General features: G+C 39.3%; 17 protein-coding genes and 1 tRNA gene. 13 read left to right on the top strand and 5 right to left on the bottom strand.

Annotated elements, in window-relative coordinates:
• Positions 1–206: 206 nt before the first annotated feature.
• The 3 genes from VNN20_05165 (at position 207) to VNN20_05155 (ending at position 2,608) form a co-directional block, all read left to right on the top strand.
• Positions 207–821, top strand: coding sequence for a response regulator transcription factor (locus VNN20_05165; protein HWP91568.1), 615 nt, complete (start codon positions 207–209; stop codon positions 819–821).
• 166 nt (positions 822–987) lie between these two features.
• A complete protein-coding gene (locus tag VNN20_05160) occupies positions 988–1,542 on the top strand; it encodes a tetratricopeptide repeat protein (protein HWP91567.1) in 555 nt (184 codons plus the stop codon).
• A 526-nt stretch (positions 1,543–2,068) separates the two neighbouring features.
• Entirely contained in the window at positions 2,069–2,608 is a 540-nt protein-coding gene (locus tag VNN20_05155; GenBank protein ID HWP91566.1) for a hypothetical protein, read from the top strand.
• Between the two features lie 48 nt (positions 2,609–2,656).
• Here VNN20_05155 and VNN20_05150 read toward each other — a convergent pair whose 3' ends face one another.
• Positions 2,657–3,034 carry a DUF6573 family protein gene (locus tag VNN20_05150; GenBank protein ID HWP91565.1) on the bottom strand — a complete coding sequence of 126 codons (378 nt, stop codon included), beginning with the start codon at positions 3,032–3,034 and terminating at the stop codon, positions 2,657–2,659.
• Between the two features lie 197 nt (positions 3,035–3,231).
• On the opposite strand from VNN20_05150, the gene VNN20_05145 reads away from it, so the two are divergent.
• The 3 genes from VNN20_05145 (at position 3,232) to VNN20_05135 (ending at position 5,206) form a co-directional block, all read left to right on the top strand.
• Entirely contained in the window at positions 3,232–3,630 is a 399-nt protein-coding gene (locus VNN20_05145; protein HWP91564.1) for a hypothetical protein, read from the top strand.
• A 96-nt stretch (positions 3,631–3,726) separates the two neighbouring features.
• On the top strand, positions 3,727–4,725 hold the full coding sequence (locus VNN20_05140) for an acyl-CoA thioesterase (protein HWP91563.1): 999 nt from the start codon (positions 3,727–3,729) through the stop codon (positions 4,723–4,725).
• Between the two features lie 97 nt (positions 4,726–4,822).
• Positions 4,823–5,206, top strand: a complete 384-nt coding sequence (locus tag VNN20_05135; GenBank protein ID HWP91562.1) for a response regulator — start codon at positions 4,823–4,825, stop codon at positions 5,204–5,206.
• Between the two features lie 85 nt (positions 5,207–5,291).
• Here the strand turns inward: VNN20_05135 and VNN20_05130 are convergent, their stop codons facing one another.
• The 4 genes from VNN20_05130 to VNN20_05115 all read right to left on the bottom strand — a co-directional run bounded on the left by VNN20_05130 (position 5,292) and on the right by VNN20_05115 (position 9,127).
• Positions 5,292–5,465 carry a hypothetical protein gene (locus tag VNN20_05130; protein HWP91561.1) on the bottom strand — a complete coding sequence of 58 codons (174 nt, stop codon included), beginning with the start codon at positions 5,463–5,465 and terminating at the stop codon, positions 5,292–5,294.
• Between the two features lie 246 nt (positions 5,466–5,711).
• A tRNA-Pro gene (locus tag VNN20_05125) sits at positions 5,712–5,788 on the bottom strand.
• A gap of 1,108 nt (positions 5,789–6,896) precedes the next feature.
• Positions 6,897–7,415, bottom strand: a complete 519-nt coding sequence (locus VNN20_05120) for a hypothetical protein (GenBank protein ID HWP91560.1) — start codon at positions 7,413–7,415, stop codon at positions 6,897–6,899.
• 668 nt (positions 7,416–8,083) lie between these two features.
• Positions 8,084–9,127, bottom strand: coding sequence for an AAA family ATPase (locus VNN20_05115; GenBank protein ID HWP91559.1), 1,044 nt, complete (start codon positions 9,125–9,127; stop codon positions 8,084–8,086).
• A gap of 500 nt (positions 9,128–9,627) precedes the next feature.
• Between VNN20_05115 and VNN20_05110 the strand changes: the two genes are divergently transcribed.
• The 7 genes from VNN20_05110 to VNN20_05080 all read left to right on the top strand — a co-directional run bounded on the left by VNN20_05110 (position 9,628) and on the right by VNN20_05080 (position 19,928).
• Positions 9,628–11,850, top strand: a complete 2,223-nt coding sequence (locus VNN20_05110) for a DNA polymerase (GenBank protein ID HWP91558.1) — start codon at positions 9,628–9,630, stop codon at positions 11,848–11,850.
• 361 nt (positions 11,851–12,211) lie between these two features.
• Entirely contained in the window at positions 12,212–12,517 is a 306-nt protein-coding gene (locus VNN20_05105) for a transposase (GenBank protein ID HWP91557.1), read from the top strand.
• Positions 12,517–13,407: an IS3 family transposase gene (locus tag VNN20_05100; GenBank protein HWP91556.1), complete on the top strand. Its 891-nt coding sequence runs from the start codon at positions 12,517–12,519 to the stop codon at positions 13,405–13,407. The genes VNN20_05105 and VNN20_05100 overlap by 1 nt, the downstream gene beginning before the upstream one ends.
• A gap of 142 nt (positions 13,408–13,549) precedes the next feature.
• Positions 13,550–15,262: a class I SAM-dependent DNA methyltransferase gene (locus VNN20_05095; protein HWP91555.1), complete on the top strand. Its 1,713-nt coding sequence runs from the start codon at positions 13,550–13,552 to the stop codon at positions 15,260–15,262.
• Entirely contained in the window at positions 15,259–16,530 is a 1,272-nt protein-coding gene (locus VNN20_05090) for a restriction endonuclease subunit S (GenBank protein ID HWP91554.1), read from the top strand. The genes VNN20_05095 and VNN20_05090 overlap by 4 nt, the downstream gene beginning before the upstream one ends.
• Positions 16,502–16,888 carry a hypothetical protein gene (locus tag VNN20_05085; protein HWP91553.1) on the top strand — a complete coding sequence of 129 codons (387 nt, stop codon included), beginning with the start codon at positions 16,502–16,504 and terminating at the stop codon, positions 16,886–16,888. The genes VNN20_05090 and VNN20_05085 overlap by 29 nt, the downstream gene beginning before the upstream one ends.
• Positions 16,889–16,967: 79 nt before the next feature.
• Entirely contained in the window at positions 16,968–19,928 is a 2,961-nt protein-coding gene (locus VNN20_05080) for a type I restriction endonuclease (GenBank protein ID HWP91552.1), read from the top strand.
• Positions 19,929–19,965 lie beyond the last annotated feature (37 nt).

Below are 19,965 nucleotides of genomic sequence, written 5' to 3'. Positions count from 1 at the left end.
TTTTCATTCCATAGATTCAGGCTTTGTAAACGCATTTGCTAAGACAGTTGGATTACCGTTCACATTCATAAGAACGACTCAGTGCTTAACGGTTGATTCACTGGATACGGCTCTTTCGGTAGATTTTGTCTAAAGCGATAATAGACTTTTCTCGAAGAAACCGGGGGCAGTTATCAATAGTTCAATTATCTCCGGGAGGAAATTACATGTCCGGGAAACAAGAAACTCGTAGCATAATACTGGCATCCGGCTCGAAATTCTTCTTGGGAGGTATCCGCAAAATCCTGGAGGAGGCAGATGATATAATAACGGTGGCCGAGGCTTCCACCCTCGGGGAGATCGAACGATATCTCGCTGCCACCAAGGCAGATTTTCTCTTTTTCGATAACAGAATTCTCCGGGTGGATATAGATAAAATCTCGAATTCAGTTCTTACGAAAAGTCCCCTCACCAAGGTTATATACCTGGATGACCGGGTCAAAGATAGCGGCTACACTCATCCTAACTTCATACACCTACCCCGGGAGGCTACATCCCAGGAACTGTTCGAAATTATCCGGGGTAAAGCTCCACAAAGAATCGAGCAAACGCGAAAGACCAACCCGGATACAAAAAAACATGAGTTTACCAAGATGGAATTAAAGGTAATAGAGCTCATCGCCATCGGCTACACAAACAAGGACATCGCCAGTGCATTCTCCATCAGCGAGAAAACGGTGAAGGCTCATCTAACCAATATATTCAAAAAAACCGGTATTCGGAACCGATATCAACTTCAACTAGTCATATACAAAGTACCCCCAAAAGCCAAAGTCAGATAAAGCTAGGCGGAAGTATTCAACATAGATGAGGATAATAATTACAAATTGGACTCCGAGAAGAATTTCTGGTAGATTAAAGCATCTTATCCAAATGCTAATCACGGGGAATTTATACCGTATCCATAAAGCCTCTTTATAGCATATGTAACAGTATCAGACAATCAAGATGAGATTCGGTTTTAGCCTTATTATAATTATCTCTATTTCATTGCTCGGATGTGCGGTCAAACGCGAAGATGTAGTAGAGTTATACGAAAGGCAGGCCAGCCTTGAACTTAAACTGGATAAGATTTCCAAAGACGTAGAAACCCTGAAAAAGGATACGGAAGAGAAAGAGAAAAGAATATCCCGAATCGAAAAAAATCAAGCGCGAAATTATGTAGAGCTTAAGCAAAAACTGGATGAGTTAGCTAAAAATGATTCGCCCAGATTTAGCTCCTCGGACAAGTCCTCGAGCGATTTATTCTCTACCGCAGAATCGTACTACCAAAAAGGAGCGTACGAAGATGCAATCATATCTTATCAGAAATTCATTGCCACTTATCCGAATGATAATAGGGTGCCGCAATCGTACTTAAAACAGGGACTTTCTCTGGTAAATCTGGGTAAGAGTGAAGAAGCGAAGTTCTTTTTTCAAACCCTCATCAGCAAGTTCCCCGATTCTGAAGAAGCTAAGATTGCTAGGCGAAAGCTAAAAGAGATCGAGGAAAAGAGGTCTTGAGTATATCAACTTTGTTTCCCGATAAATAAACTGGTTTTATCCATCCTGAGAACAATTCTAGCCCGAACAACCACTGTGTAAATTTACTCATCGCAACCGTGTATTATTACACAGAATGTGTGTTTTTACTCGTTGTTAATTGCAGTTCCATTTATAACCTACTAAAAACACTATGAATCATTAATATCAATCATAATGGCACAACAATTGCCGTCTAAATTAGGGTATTTGGATAGTTGCAAAATCAGAACATGGTGATTCAGAAGAAAAAGATGTTGGCGAGAAAGCCAGGGATGCAACAAAAAAAGAATGATCACTATCTGTGATTACACGAGGAAAACCTATGCTGTAGAGGCGTTGTCAGAAAAACAAAAAAGATGATAGCAAGGTTTCAAGCTGACCTTGCTTCTCTGTCTTTCTTCCCAACTCTCCCCATCAACCGTTGTGGCTAATGGCCTAAAAGCCTAAGCCACGACGGTTTGAAAAAAATCTGGCACAAGTTAATACGTAAAGGAGGTAATAAAGCATGCGAGATCTATATATTTTACTGCTTACAGTAGTATTCCTAGTTTCAGCCGGGTTAAACCTGGTTTCTTGTGAAAACGGGACTCAGTCCAGGAGGATGGAAACATCCGAAAAACAGGTAGAGAAACCGGGAACAGATACCGGTGGAGAAACAATCAAAGAGCCTACCCTAGACCGCATAGTGGAATACCAGCGTGAAGCCAAAGCTAAACTAGAAAGTTTGGACAAGCGGCTAGGAGAACTAAAAAATGAAGTCGAGAAATCCGGGGCGGCAATAAGCGATGCAACAAAAAAGGAAATCGAGGAACTAAACTGGAAAAGGGAATATGCCCGAAAGAAGCTCGATGAACTGCGGTCGGCAAGTGTGGTCGCCTGGAATGAGATCAAATCGGAAATGGATTCCACCATAAACGACCTGGAGAGGTCTTATGAAAAGATAAGTTCCGGAATAAAGGGAGAACAGGCTCACGAACAAACAACAGAGCCCCCGGGTAAAGCTGTAAGGGCAAACCAAAGAGAAACCGAAGAAAAAACACAATAATGATTGGGAAACTCAATTGCAACCTACATGCCCTCGTATTTAGCTTTTCTATTCTTCCGGCATCATTATGGTTATGCAGGGCCTGGGGTCATCAAAATCCGTGACGGACAACCTGGAAATAAGCGTAACCATTTCCGACTGGCCGCTCCTGCTTAGTGCAACATCAAAGTAGAGTGTATCGTTAGATTTCCCCGTCTGCCTCTGCACTCTAATGGCGTATCTAAGCTTATCCAGCACACTATTCAGCCGGGAATTCTCGTTCTGTCCTAGGTCCTTACTCACCTGGTCAGGAGTGATCCAGCTATTCCATACCGCATCGGTAATAAACACCCTTAAGGGCAATCCCGCATTCTTAGCCGCATCGGATATATCCCTTTGTCTCCCCTTTTCCAACGCCTCTTTTCTCGTGGATTTTTCTCGACTCATTAGTAATTCCTCGCCTTTAGATATAAGTCTCACATCAAGATAGCTTGGGGCTTATTCTTTCCCCTTGTCTGGTCTCCGAATTGAATATAACTTATTCACCACATTTTAACCACTTCTTCCCGGGGGAAAAAAGCTAAACTAACTGTCGAATTAGGTGAAAATAGCATGTATTCTTTGTTGTGATGAGAAAGACAGCGATGGGCATCTTAATTCTACTCGGTCTTTTCTACCATCCGGTAAAAGCGGAAGAAGGAGAAACCCTCGACCTTATAGTAGAGCACCCAGAGCTATACATAAGGGTTACTAATTGGTCGTTTTACACTGCATTCAGGACTGCGATTATTCATCACGTAACCATCGAGAACACCAGTGATATAGCTTATAAGGACGTCAAAGTGAGGATACGTTACTATTCCACCTCCCCATCTAATTATGGAACCCAGGTCGGCCAGGAAATAGGAATTTTGCCAGTAACCCTGCCCCCTCACAGTAAGCAAACATATTTAAGAGAGGGTGCGGTCTTGGGTGCTGGCTCTAGTCTCTTCAATGCCGACAACTTAGAGGTTTTAGGGGCTACCGCTATTTTAGACCAATAAAGGAATTGACCTACCAATCGGGTTTGTGGGGTATGGTCTCATATACAAATCCATTATATAATCATCAAAAAGCCTGGATAGTCATATAGATACCCGATGTCGACTATAAGGCAAACCAGAAATCGAATGATCCAGTTTGTTTTTCCGGAGCATGCAAACAATCAAGGGACGCTCCACGGCGGAAGGCTGATGGACTGGATTATGCTCATAGGCAGCATAACCTCGTCCAGGCTGGTAAAAGGAATTACGGTCTTGGGGGCAACCGATAGCATAGACTTTATAAATCCGGTTAAGATTGGTGAAATCGTAGTCCTGGACAGTTGGGTTGAATACGTCGGGAATAGTTCGCTGGAGGTCGGGGTTAAGGTACATTCAGAAAACCCGGAGACGGGTGAAAAGAAACTCACCACATCATCTCACCTGGCCTTCGTAGCAATCGCCAAGGACGGAACCCCAAGATTAATCCCCGAGAAAATTAGCCCGGCCGACCGGACTGAGGAAGCTATTTACCTCACGGCGCTAAAAAGGAGAGAAGCGAGATTTCCCAGAATAGCACACAGGAGAAAAATGGCCGACTACATATCCGATGAGATCGAGACCAGTGGCTTCAAGCTAGAGACGACAAGGCCGGTCCTACCCGAAGACAGTTTCTACGGAAATTTCATGTCCGTGGGAAAACTGATGAAAGATATAGACGAAGTTGCAGCAATATTAGCCTCCAGATTCGTCAGAGGCATTATGGTCACGGGCTCAGTAGACGACCTTTATTTTTACTCCCCGATAATAGTGGGCGAGGTCATAACATTCAAAGCGGCCATTACTTACGTGGGAGGTGCCTCGCTAGAGGTAGGAATAAAGGTTCTTTCCGAGGACCTGGGAACAGGCCAACAGAAGCATACCTGCACCGCCTTCCTTACCTTTGTGCACATCGGAAAAGACGGAAGACCCGGGCCGGTCCCCAAGTTCACTCCAGAGTCTCCGGGCCAAGTCAGCCTTTGGAGGGAGGCAGAGGAGAGAAAGATGAGGCGAGTAAAAAGGGTGAGACATATAAAGGATTTATCAGAAAATCCCTTTATGCCGGAGGAAAACCCCTAAATTGAGCTTCCCTGCCTACCGGTGTTAACCCATATTTTAACCACATTAGGGATTTCCGCTTGAATTTAACCCGGGATTTTGTATATAATGACGGGCTATGGGCTCCTCATATATTCTCATCGTTGAAGATAACCAGGCAATAGCAACCTTGGAAAAGCAGCTCCTGGAGAAGGAATCGTACAAGGTAGAGATAGCCAGCCAGGGTTTTGATGCTTTGAAAAAGATCCGGGAAAAAGATTACGATTTAATTATCTCCGACTTCAGTATGCCGGGGATGAGTGGAGATGAATTTTACCACGAAGTGAAAAAGATGGACAAGGGGTTAGAAAAGAGAATTATCTTCGTAACCGGGTTGATAAACGACTTTATATTATCTACCGGCAATAAATATATAGCCAAGCCTTTCTTAAACAAAATTTTCGTGGAAACCATCAAAGATTTTATTAGCTCTCAGAACAGCCAACATAAGTACAATGAGTAATCCCGAGACCAGGTCTCCAGTCGGCCCGAGCCGAGTTGCTGTGTTAATCATTCCTAAATTTACCAGCCAGCAGCACTTAGGCTCACTACAACTTAATGCATATACTGCCGATTTCGAACCAACACCCGTCACCGTTGCTCCCCTTTCCTCTCCCATCGACAGCCGAGCCTACCGATTGGAACGTCACTTCGTCCAACGGTTTAGAAAACTTCCAAAGCTCAGGCTCTACGAATTGTTTCTTTTTCTCTCTCTCTTCCATTTTAGGTCTTCTCACAACACTCCGTGAATATTGTGGTAGTTATCTTGCCATAATTTATACGGTAAGAGCGGATAAATATATATTAGCCTTTGGTGGTATTTTTTAAGTTATAAAAAACCAATGTTTTAGCACTATTAATACTTTTGTATTAAGTTGATAATAAACCAGTCGTTCATAATATCCTACACAATTAGATAACTTTGAGTAAACTCTGTTCTTCAGCGGTTTGTAATTCTTTGAGAGGACTGGTCGGGGTGGCCGGACTTGAACCGGCGGCCTCTGCGTCCCGAACGCAACGCTCTAGCCAACTGAGCTACACCCCGAAAGCTATTTAAATCTACAATAGATTTACATTTTTGCAACAAAAACCGATAGTTACACGAGCCTTCTCTTTCTTTTTCAAAAAGACCCTTTACGTTAGAAAAGTTAGAAAGAGTTAGAACGGTTAGAAATAGGTTAGAAAGAGTTAGAAAATGGTTAGAAGAATTAGCTGTCATCTCTGCACCGTGAATTATAACATCCCACTCGAAAAAACAAAGAGAATTCTTGGAAGAAATGCTCTTGGAGTAATATCATCTACTCAACGTGGACAATCTCCAGAATCATAATCGCATCGAGATGAACTACATAGAAGGAAAACACGCATGTCATTTTTCATATGGAATAGACCGAAAAAAGGTTCGAGGGGTAGGAGTCGCAATCGTTACGACTAGGTATAAGAAAAGGGGTGTGTCTATGCCTCTGATCCACTTGGTCGCCCTTAATATTACGCCTTCACAAATCCCACAGGGTTCAAGTCTGGAATCATATATACATTCAACTTTAGGGGGTAGTCAGCTTCTAAAAGTGAGATAGACCCTGGAGACTAAATCTTCTTATTAAAACTTCATAATCCATATAAAAAATTTCACCATTCCCAGAAAGGTTCGAGTCTGAGTTTAAGGGGGGTGTTAAAAAGTCGTTTTAGCTTTCTTAGTATGAGAAAACTTTCCATCTTGAAAGTGCTTTTGAAAATTAAAAAATTAGAACTTCCCTATGGTTGTTTTCTTATAATAAAAAATCCTTTCCCATCTCCTCCATCTTAGAGAACCTTTTTCGCATTGACTACATTCAATTTTTCCCAGTGGAAATATCTCTTGTTTCATATTTCTCGATTATATATCTAATTAAAGCCTTTGCTTTTGCAAAATTATCTCTGCTCTTTGTAAGTGGTTTCCCTTCCATCTCAGGTTGCCATTTTTACCTTTCGTCTGGAGTTCCTCAACAACCCTTCCACACTGTCTCTTTGTTCCTCAGTCCATAGCCCACATTTCCTTCCATAACCATTCACGTAAGATTTTGCTGGTGGGATTTGCAAATTACGAAATTGACCTGAAGATATCCCTAGACGCTCAGATGCTTGACGACTTGTAAGATAGTTATTTTTGGCTTTCATTTTTTCAGAACCCCCGATTTTCTGATGGAAAACCCTCCCTTGCAGAAAAGTCCTATAGTTTCGTTGTTTTTATCTAGCAAACTGAAGTCACTATCTTTTGATATACAAACAGTGGTTATATCCTCTAGCAGTTCCTTAAAGCCTTTGATGGTGTTTACAAGTACTTCGATAGTATTGAAATAGTAATCATAATTTGGGTCAAGTACGATTCGTGGATTCCCTTTATCATTGAGTAAACACCAATGGCTATCTAGTGGTATATAGATAGTGGTTATGTCATTTCTTAGTTTCTTTACTTCTTCTAGTGCCTGAATAAAATGATCTGCATCCAAGAACAACCATTTGTCCTGTTTATTTGGACGTTTGATGGGATGAAAGTAGATTATTCTTTTTATAAGCTTGTGACCATCATAAACTTGACCCGTTAGAGGTATGTCAAGATTTTCTATTCCTGGGACTATTATCATAAAAGAATTGTTGAATTTAGGGTTATTTTTATTTTTAATGTTAAACATTTCTATACCCTCCAATTAAATTTTTGTATCTAGGGATTTATATTAGGTGAATTTTCGATTTTTGTTCTCAAATCGCTGAAAATCGCATTTTTAGCAATATTTTGAAAACATTGCAATGGTTACGATAGGGTATAAATGCAATACCGGTAATTTGAATATAAGATTAGAGGAATACTGTTTTAAAAAGGTCTGATAATAAGTATGCTAAGACCGTTCCACCTGATTTTCTAATAAAAAATTTCAGTAATTTTAGGTTAACGCATCTATTAAGTTGTTGCGTATCATATGAAAAACCATCTGACAGTTCAGATGTAAATATAGTTTTTATCGAAAAACGGGCGATGGAGGGATTATCTCTTTGGATATATTGAATTTTTGGGGAGGAAATGGGGATAGGAATATTAGGTTTGGGAACTAAGGTGATTTCTATTAAAAAATTTCCCCATTTTTCCTGGAGACGCAATCGTTCATGCTTACTCAATAGGGAATAAACCGATCTTATCTGCTTTTCTTAATTTCCAAATAGGAGAAGATTTACCATCCGGTCATCCCAATTATCTAATCCCTGAATAAGGAGTGAGTTTACAGTCAAGCGATTAAACTTTTATAATAAAAAAATTATAATTTCGATTCATCTGACCCTCTGTCCAGGGAGCTTCAGAAATATCTTATAAATTCTTTAATTTGGATAGAACCTTATGTATATCAAGCTCGTCCATTTCGCCATCCTTTCTTTTAATTCCAATTCCCAGTGGTTGGGGTTTCTTTGTAACCCCTTTAGCAAGAAACGCCTCTGGGAAATAATTAGCTGGAAGTATTCGGTTCTCCAAAGCCAACATCATGATAAAAAAGTTCAATTCTTTATCTACAACAACGTAGTTTTTGAACAGGTAATCAAAGGCTATTAATCTTTCTATATCGTCCTTAGCATTCTCGATAAAATACCGGTATCCCGTTTCCCAATCATTAAATCCCAACATTCGTATAGTCCTTCTCGCTTCTTTTGCTCCAAATTTTTTGAACGACTCAAATATCGGTTCTATATCATGCTTCCGTGACCCTAATTGGCCCAGTTTTAGAAGTTTTCTCTCACTTTCGAAAACTACGCAGTACTGCAAGACTTTTAAAATAGACCTAACGGAAGGGGCAAAATTTTTTATGATTTTAAATATATCCCCGTCATTATAAGAAACCCCCTCCCCGTGTAAAATCCTACAAGCGAATTCGTACAAATCATTTCTATCTAAGTCATCAAGGTTGAGAACCATACACCTGTCTTTTACCGGTGGAATAAACCAGTCATAATTTCCAGTTAATACAAATCTGGTATTTGAGGGATAAACCTCGATTACATCATTTAGAATCTCTTGCGTATGGGCATCGAGATAATTGGCATGACTTATAAACACTATTCTTAAGTTTTGGCCATTGCCCTTCAGCATAAAGGTCTTTAATTTTTCTATTAAAAATTCCTCTTGTGCTTCCTCTAACGCATTTATAAAAAGGTGTTCTACTTTTAATTCATTGATTAAGACTTGACAAAGGGTTGTTTTTCCTGTGCCTGGAGCCCCTAAAAGGATTAGGTCAGGTAGCGATTTGTAGCCAATCCATGTCTCAAGGTTATTCCTTACCTCTCTCGGTAATACCATCTCCTCCAAGCTCTTCGGGATATATTTTTTAGTCCAGGGAATAATTATTTCAGTTTTATTCATCTTAGGGTCTCCTTTTTTATAAATAACTTTAGATATAATATTGGGTGATTTTTCCCGAATTCACCTAGAAAATTTAATTAGGCTGAAAAATTCTGCTCATCATAACGTCTATTCTAATTTATATAACAACTATAGAAAGTTATGCTAATTACTTCACACAAAATCAGAGTATTGACGCTTAAGTGTCCCAACTTACTAGATTTACGAAGCCTATAAACCCTGGCGAATAATAAAATAACGAATGAAATCAGAAGGTTGTAAACTAAGTTTTTTAAAATAAAAATTTTCACTGGCTAACAGTATCGTATCGTTTCTTATTCCCTAAATAGACCCATTCTTGAGACTCTGAGAAAAAATCCTCCTCTTCTCTGTAAAGTACACCCAATATAAGGCATGGGTTCCGGTTCCTGGAACAAGTAGATTTCTTTTAAAAAGGATTAAAGAATTTGAATTTTGAACAGTTAATTCATATAGATGATACTAAGTTTTTTAAGGTTTGTATGCCAGTTAAGAAGCCAAAAAGTATAAAGAAAAACCCTTGTATCATTGGGTTAGCTATTAAGAACAGATGGAATGGTAAGGAATTCGATGCCTTGAGCTTACACTTTGCGAGAGACAATGTATCAAAGCAGATACCGATTGGGATCGGTAAAGAGACTTCAGGTAATAAATTAAACAGAGAGATACTCACAGACCATCTTAACGCATTTTTGACCAATGAACTTTCTTTTAAGGATTTGCCTAAAAGCGTTTACCTAATTACACAGAATGCGAAAGATGCGTTGTCAAGTTTTGAGGATTTATCGGAGCTAAAGCTTCGTGAAGCAAAGAGCCATGTCTTCGCTCATTATAAGTTAGAGAACGAAGGTAGAAAACTTCGTGTATCCATAAAGGAACTAGCTGGAATTAACAAAGCCTTGTTAAATGATTTGACTAAATTCGCAGGGGTTTTAGAGCCAAATTTAGAAACTTTGGAGGGGCTAGAAGGAAAGGATGCAAAATACTGGAAAGAAAACTTAAATGAACTGTGGATCAAATTCCCAGAGGTCTACGAAAAGTTTTGCAATAAAGAAGCTGAAGTAGCTTATCAAGCTTACGTTTATATTAGAAATTTCTTTATAGACAAGTACCAAACCGACATATTAGAGTTTAACGGTATCGCAAGCATTGCAGTGTATGTATTCAGAAGAAACTATTTAAAGAAACCTCTCTATCCAACTAGGATTGAGAAAATACTGAAGTTTAGAAAGAAGGGGGGAGAATTCCATGAAACTGAGAAGAGCCAAGAAGTTTATGGTGGTAGTTTGGATGTCAGGAACTTAGCTTTAAGAGCCAGTCAGGGAGGAAGAGTAGAGAGTTTTTATATTGGTAGGATAGAAAATGAAAACTTAGCCTATTACGATGTGGTAAGTCTTTACCCAAGCTCAGCAATGTTACAGCCACTTCCTTCCGATACCACTAAATGGGAAGACCTAACCCAATTAAGGGGAAAAAAACGCAACATATTCTTGGAGAAAGGTCATGGATTCATTGAAGTAGAGTTCCAATTTAAGAAGTCCGTTAATTATCCTTGCTTGCCAGTTGCTAGTGTGAGGGACAAAATAACTTATTACCCTTCATCGGGAATCAGCTATTGTACTTTAGAGGAGTTAAGACTTGCAAAGAGGATTGGCCTTAAACACTATCACATCAAATCCGGTTATGCCTTCCTTCCCAGAATAGAAGAATGCAACCATCCATTCAAAAACTACATGGAAGACCTGTTAAAGTTAAAGAACGAAGCAGTAAAAGGGACTATCGATTACGAAATGTACAAACTTCTCATGAATTCACTGATTGGAAAAACAATAGAGAAGAATGATTATTTTGACCGTAATAACCCGATATTATCCAAGAGAAATGGCAAAAGACTTACCAGCACAGGGAAACTTTGGATGCCAGAGGTGTACACTCTAATATTGGGTAAGTCTAGAGCCATAATAGGCGAATTTACTACTAAGGGAGCATATTTTGTTTCTACCGATTCAGTATTATTGCCAAAATCTACTCCGATAGAATGTAGAGCACTTGAGGAGCTAAAGTCCGTTGGAAGCGACCTGAAACATGAGTTCGACGTAACTCATGGAATCCTTTTAAGAACCAGGTTATATGCCTTGAATCCTATGGAGGAAGATAAAAATAAAAGACATATAGCTCGTCACGCTATCCATGCTAGTGAAGATCAATTTCTTCGATTCATAAGAGAGGGTTTTAAGACCAAAGCTATCCCCGAAACAAGCTACACAAAAACTCGAAGACTTAACCTAAAAGACTCCTTTGCCAGGCATAAACCCTGGAATAGTCCATATGAATATAGAACACAATATAAACTAAAATATGATGGTAAAAGAAATCCAGAAAACCGTATTGATAACCCTTTCAGAAGTGGAACCTGGACAAAACCTTTATCTTGGGAAGAAACAGTTGACAATAAACTTAGAAAAAAACCTAGAAAGAAATACCACCTGTCCAAACCGAGGAGAATGAAAAAACGAAAATACCTGAAACCACCTTCAGAAAGGGTTCTTGAAATAATTGAACTTTATTCGAAAGGGAAAAACCAATCCGATATTGCGAGGGAATTAAAATACACAAGGCAATATGTACATAAGGTCATAAAAACATATATGTCTAGGACAGAGACTGAACAAGATGTCCTGAAGAATGGGGCGAAATTAGCTTAAAAGAACTCGTCATACCTTCTTGGACACCGAATGTATAGGTTTGTCAACCTTTGAATTAAATCGACAGAGAATAGTGAATTAACATATACCAATTGAGTTAGGAAATAGAAAATAATCAAGTGATTACAATGATATACATGTCAACCTATTCTAATTTTGACCCAATATTTGTTTTTGGCGATGCATATCGCAAAATCCACACATATAGTAATCCGATTATTTAAATAAATAAATAAATAAATAAATAAAATTGGTTATTAATGTTTTTGTATTTAGATTGTTATTTAAGTAGATGTCTTAGCCCCCTAATTGATTGGACAGGAATTAGTATACAAAATACTAATAATTAGGGGGTTAGGAGATGAAGAGAAAGAGATGGACAGCAGAAGAGAAATTGGCTTTTATTCAGGAAGCGGAAAGCGAGGGAGTAGTAGCAACCTGCAGGAGGTACGGGATATACGCATCGGCTTATTATCAGTGGAAGAGGAGATATGATGCGATGGGGATAGAGGGGTTAAGCAGTAGGAAGAGCAGGGATCCAGAGTTTGAGAGGTTGATGAGAGAGAATCAGAGGTTAAAGCAGCTATTAGCGGATAAGGAGCTGGAGTTAAGCATCAAGGAATCGCTGCTTAAAAAAACACTCCAGAGAAAAAAGAGAGAAGGATAGTGGCAAGGGAATACATAGGAGAGGGGAATAAGGTGTCAAAGGTACTGTCGGCGGTGGATATGAGCAGGAGCACCTATTACTACAGAGCTAATGAGGGGAGAAAGGGGAGGAAACCGGATAGGTATGTGATGCATAGTAGCGGGGGACTGTTCCCGGAGCAAAGGGTGATAGAGGAGATAAAGGATCTTCTCTCTAAGGAGTTTGTTAACTATGGGTACATCAAGGTTAGCAGATACTTGAAGGACCTGGGGTATATCATCAACAAGAAGCGAGTATACCGGATAATGAAGGAGAACAGGCTTTTACTCAAGATGAGAATAAGGTCCTTGGGGAAGAGGGAGTTTGTGAAGGAAATAAGGATGAGTGCAGAGAGGCCATATGAGAAACTACAGATGGACATAAAGTATGTATATGTTCAAGGGGAGAGGAAGAATGTATATCTGCTAAGTGTTATGGACATATTCAGCAGGAAGGTGCTGGGGTACAGGGTGTCAGGGAGCATGAGGCAAGGGGCAGTTATAGGACTTATGGACGAGGTTATTTTAAAGACCGCTTTTCCTAAGGAAGTAACGATCAGGACAGACAATGGGAGCCAGTTTATAGCGCACAAGGTGAGGGATTATCTTAAGGGGATAAATATAGAGCAGGAGTTTACTCACGTATCATCGCCTCGGGAGAATGGGTATATAGAGTCGTTGCATAGTATATTGGAGGAGGAGGTAATAGAGAAGTTTGAGTTTGAGAGTTTAGAACACCTGAGGTGTATACTGGACAGATATTTCCGGTTCTACAATGGGGAGAGAATCCATTCCGGGATCGGGTACAAGTCACCGGATAGATTTCTCAGGGAGTATCAAAATGGAGAAGAAAAGTTAGCTGAATACGGTTAATCTATTGTCCAGTTTTTAGGGGGTTAAACCATAGAGTGATTGATTTTTGAAGATTTTAAAGGGGATGGGGAGATATAAATTTGCTGATTGTATTTATTAATATTGTTCTCTTAATGTAGTTATATTATATTTGTCATATTTTATGAATAGTTTTCAGGATAAAGCTAATTTTATATGGCAGGTGGCAGATGATATTTTGAGGGGGAGTTTTAAGGCCCACGAGTATGGTGATGTGACTTTACCTTTCGTGGTTTTAAGGAGATTAGACTGTGTCCTGGAACCTGTTAAGGATAAAGTCATTGAAAGTTATAATAAATTTAAAGCTGTATTGGAAGACCCCTCACCTGTAATTCTCCAGTCAACCGGTGGATTAAAGTTCTATAATACCTCTCATTTTGACCTCCAGAAGCTCTCCCAGGACGCAAAGAATATAGAGATTAATTTCAATAACTATATAAGTGGTTTTAGTCCTAATGTCTCTGAGATTCTAGAGAATTTTCAGATTGATAAGATTATCTCTAAACTGGCCAAAAATGACCTTCTGTTCATGCTCGTGGACAAATTCACTGAAATAGACCTACATCCTGATAAGGTCTCTAATCATGAGATGGGATACATTTTTGAGGAGCTTTTAAGACGATTTTCAGAAATGTCCAACGAGACTGCTGGAGAGCATTATACTCCCAGAGAGGTCATCCGGTTGATGGTTAACCTATTATTTGCTGAACACCATGAAGAACTCAAAGGTAAAGGCATCGTAAGGACAGTCTTTGATCCAGCATGTGGAACCGGTGGAATGCTTACTATCGCCAAGGAATATATCACCCAGAACATTAATCCCGATATAGAGATTGTTATTTATGGCCAGGAGCTTAATCCCCAGACTTATGCTATAGCTAAAGCTGATGTCCTGATAATGGGAGAAGATGCTGATAACATTCGTGATGGTTCCAGTTTTAGGGAAGATAAGTTTAAAGGATTCAGATTTAATTTTATGCTCTCTAATCCCCCATTCGGTGTTAGTTGGAAGAAAGAAGAAGATTTTATTAGAAAAGAAAGTGAAAACCCCAATGGTCGTTTTCACGCTGGACTCCCTAGAGTAAGTGATGGTGCGCTACTTTTCCTCCAGCATATGATTTCAAAAATGGAACCAAGTGGGTCCCGTATTGCGATTATCTTTAATGGGTCTCCCCTTTTCACGGGGGATGCTGGATCGGGCGAAAGCAATATTCGCAAATGGATAATCGAAAACGATTGGTTGGAAGCAATTATAGCCCTTCCTACCGAACTCTTTTATAACACGGGTATTGCTACCTATATCTGGATTGTAACAAATAACAAACCTTCCAGGCGTAAGGGAAAAGTCCAACTTATCAATGCAGTGGATTACTATAAAAAAATGAGAAAGAGCCTGGGAAACAAAAGAAACTACATTGAGAATGACCAAATAAAGGAGATAACCCAGATTTACACCAGATTCAAGGAATGTGAGAATTGCAAAATTTTTGATAATGAAGATTTTGGATACACAAAAGTCACGGTAGAGAGACCTCTCCTTGAGAATGGAAAAATCGTAAAAGACCCCTACAAAAAGCCCAAGCCTGACCCGTCTTTAAGGGATTATGAGAAAGTACCGTTGAAAGAAGATATCGACGAATACTTTGAGAGAGAAGTAAAGCCCCATCTTCCAGATACCTGGATGGATAGAAGCAAGGATAAGGTAGGTTATGAAATCAACTTCACCAAATACTTTTACAAATATCAACCATTACGGTCTCTCGATAAGATTAAAGCTGATATTCTTACGCTAGAGAAAGAGACAGAAGGTCTATTAAAGGACATCTTAGGTTTATGAATCAGTACTCAAAATATAAAGATACTGGTATCGATTTAATTAGAGAAATACCTGAGCACTGGGAAATTACTCGGTTAAAAAGAGTAACTCTACTCCTTTATGGTGAATCGCTTTCAAACGAGAATAGAACAGATGGGAGTGTTCCAGTCTATGGTTCAAATGGAATTACTGGTTATCATGACAAGGCAATAACAACCTACCCTTGCATAGTTATCGGAAGAAAGGGTTCCTTCGGAAAAGTGAACTATTCAGAGGGTAAATGCTTTCCTATTGATACCACATTTTATATTGATACTACTGCAACCAGTAATGATATTCGTTGGTTGTATTATCTTTTACTTTCCTTAAAACTTGATTCTTTCTCAAAAGATTCCGCTGTACCAGGTTTGAACAGAGAAGAGGTATATGAAAGAATAGTGCCATTGCCACCACCCCTCGAACAAAATACTATAGCGTGTTACCTCGACCACAAAACAAATCAGATAGACATTCTCGTTGAAAAGAAACAGAAGCTCATTGAACTCCTCAAGGAATATCGAACAGCAATTATCAACCATGCAGTGACTAAAGGACTGAATCCCAATGTGAAGATGAAAGACTCTGGGATTGAGTGGTTAGGGAAGATACCGGAACATTGGGAAGTTCAACCTCTTAAATTTCTTTGTGAAATAGTGTTAGGGAAAATGCTTACGAATGATGATAGGGGTGAGTACCTTAGAAAACCCTATTTACGGGCACAGAACATAACCTGGGAAAAAGTTGATACAGATGATATTAAAGAAATGTGGTTTTCCCAGAATGAATTAAATCAATACAGATTGAAAAAAAATGATTTATTAGTGAGTGAGGGAGGTGAGGTTGGAAGAACTGCACTCTGGAGGAATGAACTCCCAGAGTGTTATATTCAAAATTCGGTTCATAAAGTCACAATGCACCCTGAATATAATCCATATTACTATTTATATCACTTTCAAGCATATGGGAAAACAGGATTCTTTGAAGCAATAGTAAATAGAGTGAGCATTGGACATCTAACAAGAGAAAAATTAAAAGATATAAAGTTCTTATCACCACCTTCATCTGAACAAGACGAAATTGCGGAATACCTTCAACAAAAGACCCAAGAAATTGACAGTTTGATTGAAAAGCATAATAAATCCATTGAATTCCTAAACGAATACCGAACCTCCCTTATCTCCCAGGTTGTGACGGGGAAAATTGATGTAAGAAAAAGTAGCGATGAGCAAAAAAGAGACTCCGTTAATTAGGGCGTACTGGAATAAAGTCGGTGGAACACTGGTAGAAGAATTTCTTGTAGTAAAAAAAACAAATACCAATAGTCCAAGATACATTGATGGAATCATTATTCCAGATGGAGAACATAGAATAGCAAAGCAGAGGGAGGTAGTTATAAAAGGAAAGGACATAATTTGTGTCCAGGCAAAAACAAAAAGGCTTGGGATGTATCTGATGGGGCAGACCCTTTTCTCATATTTTTTATTACAAAAATATTTTAAACCCAGGAGTATTTTGTCAGTAGCTTTATGTACATGTGATGACTCGGTCTTAAGACCTTTGCTAGAACGTTATCCTTATGCGAAAGTTGAGATTATTGATTATTTCTAATGAAAGCCATAAAATTGTAACAAACATTTAGTTTCAAGGTCTGGAGGATAGGAAAGGGAATCAAAAATGAGGTAATGTGATGACATCCCAGTCCTATAGGGAAAAAGACTTTGAAGCACATATTGAAGACCACCTTCTAAACTCTGGCTATATTAAACTGTCTCCAGAAAATTATGATAAAGAGCTTTGCTTAATACCAGATGAAGTAATCCAATTTATCCAGACCACCCAACCCAAAGAATACGAAAAACTGGAAAACCAATATGGCTTAGACACCCCTAAAAAGCTCTGTTACCGTTTGTCTCAAGAAATCAATCGCAAAGGGACACTCCAGGTCTTAAGGGAAGGTATAAAGGACAGGGGTTCAAAATTCCATCTAGCATACTTCAAACCTTCTAGTGGCATGAACCCCGAACATCAAATCCTTTACTCTAGGAACAGGTTTTCTATCGTAAGACAACTAAACTACAGCAAGAAAACAAATGACTCTCTCGATTTAACCATATTTCTTAATGGCATTCCCATTATTACTGCAGAACTAAAAAATTCCCTCACCGGTCAATTTGTTGAAGAGGCAATTAAACAGTATCGGAAAGACCGTGACCCTAAAGAACCACTTTTCCAGTTCAAAAGATGTCTCGTACACTTTGCTGTGGGAAATGAGAAGGTCTATATGACAACCAAGCTGGAGGGAGATAATACCCATTTCCTACCCTTTAATTTGGATACCGAGAACCCAGTTAATCCCAGGGGCCATAAGACTGCATATCTATGGGAGGATATACTTCAACCGGATACGCTCCTGAACCTGATCCATAATTACCTCCATATCCAGAAAAATAGCGAGAAGTACTATGATAAAAACAAAGGTCTTATAGAAAGGGAATATGAAGTATTTGTTTTTCCAAGATTCCACCAGTTAGATGCAGTGAGGAAAATACTCGATGCTTTAAAGGACGAGGGTGTTGGGGAGAGTTATCTCATTCAGCATTCTGCTGGATCAGGAAAGTCAAATACCATTGCCTGGTTAGCGCACCAATTGGCAAGTTTTTACCAAAGGGATACCGATAAAGAGAGGTTATTTGACTCCATAGTTGTGGTTACTGATAGAAGGGTTCTCGATAGGCAGTTACAGAACACCATTAAACAATTTGAACAGGTGGAGGGAGTTGTCAAAAAAATTGACATAGACTCCACTCAGTTACGAGAAGCACTAGAACACGGTAAAGACATTATCGTTACGACTCTACAGAAGTTCCCCGTCATCTCCGACACCATAACCGAATTAAAAGGAAAACGCTTCGCTGTTATTTTAGATGAAGCACACTCCAGTCAGTCCGGTGAGAGTTCAAAACATTTAAAGAAAGTACTATCGGTTAACCTGGAACAGGCAGAGGAAGAGGATAAGGATGAATTCGATATCGAGGATGAAATTGTAAAGGAGATACGACTTAGAGGGAGACAACCCCATATTTCTTACTTTGCTTTTACAGCTACCCCCAAGAACAAAACCCTTGAGCTTTTTGGATGGAAGAACCGAGATGGGAGATATGAAGCTTTCCACTTGTATTCGATGAGACAGGCCATCGAAGAGGAATTTATACTGGACGTTTTAGAGAATTACACCACCTTTAAACGATACTTCAAACTGGCCAAAAGGATTGAGGAGGATAAAGAATACCCGAAGAAAAAAGCAGTTAGACTGCTCACTTCCTACGTGGATTTGCAACCACATGCGATTGAAATGAAGACGAGGATAATGCTGGATCATTTTATGGATGTGACTGAAAACGCCATCCAGGGACGTGGTCGAGCAATGGTTGTAACCCGTTCTAGGCTACATGCAGTTAGGTACTATCTCATGTTCAAAAAGATAATGGAAGAGAAAAATCTCCCGTATAAACCTCTAGTAGCGTTTTCTGGAGAAGTGAGAGACCCTGATACGCTTGAAAAATATACGGAAAATAGCTTAAATAGGCTCCCACCCAAGGTAAGTATTCCAGATGCATTCAAAACACCGGACTACAGAATTCTTATCGTTGCTGAGAAATTCCAGACCGGATTTGACGAACCACTTCTTCACACCATGTATGTGGATAAAAAGCTAGTTGGGCTACATGCAGTCCAGACCTTAAGTAGATTAAACAGAACCATGAAAGGAAAGACGGAAACTGTTGTTTTGGACTTCGTAAATGAGGCAGATGACATCCAAAATGCCTTTCAACCCTATTATGAAACAACTATCCTGGCAGAAGAAACAGACCCTAATAAGCTATATGATAAACAGTCCGAACTTGAACAGTTCAATATCTATACCGGAAATGATATAGAGGATTTGGCTAGGGTGCTTTATGATGAGAATGAATCGAAGGAGAAGATGCAACCAATTCTGGATAGGGTTGTCTCCAGATTCATCGAAAAGGAAGAAAATGAGAGGGAGGATTTCAGGGCAACTTTACAGAGCTATATCCGTTTATACAGTTTTGTCTCCCAGTTAATCAGCTTTGAAGATGTAGAACTCCAGAAATTATATGATTTTGCCAAGCTTTTAAACAGGAAGCTTCCGAAGCGTGATGGACGTTTACCTTCCGAAATTCAATATGCTGTAGCCCTAGACTCATTACGAATTCAAAGGACATATACAGGGAAGCTTTTACTTGAGAAGAAAAATGCTTTCATCCCAGGCATTACTAGCACAGTACCTCACCACAAGGAGGAACCAAAAGATATCCTGTCTAATATTATCAGAGAGCTTAATGAGGTGCATGGCTCGAATCTAACCGATGATGACAAGGTAGATATGGAAAGGCTCTGGACAAAAATGGAGGAGAACGAGGAGCTAAAATCAGTCATGAACGATAGGAACACTATGGACGGTATGAGGTACAAGTTTGAGCAGGTGTTTGACTCATTGTTATTGGAGTACGTTAATACTAAAATAGACCTCTACAAAAAGCTCTCAGAACCCAGGATGAATGAAATGGTGAAGAGAAGATGGTTCGAGGAGTATTATAAACAACAGATGGGAGGAGAGGTATAGGAGAGGTTCCTGGTATTCGGATAATTTAATCCGTAAT

The sequence above is a fragment of the Thermodesulfobacteriota bacterium genome (assembly GCA_035559815.1).
In the GTDB taxonomy this organism is placed as follows: domain Bacteria; phylum Desulfobacterota_D; class UBA1144; order Nemesobacterales; family CSP1-2; genus DATMAT01.
Note: the sequence above shows the minus strand (reverse complement) of the source record. Positions and strands in the feature narration are given on the sequence as shown.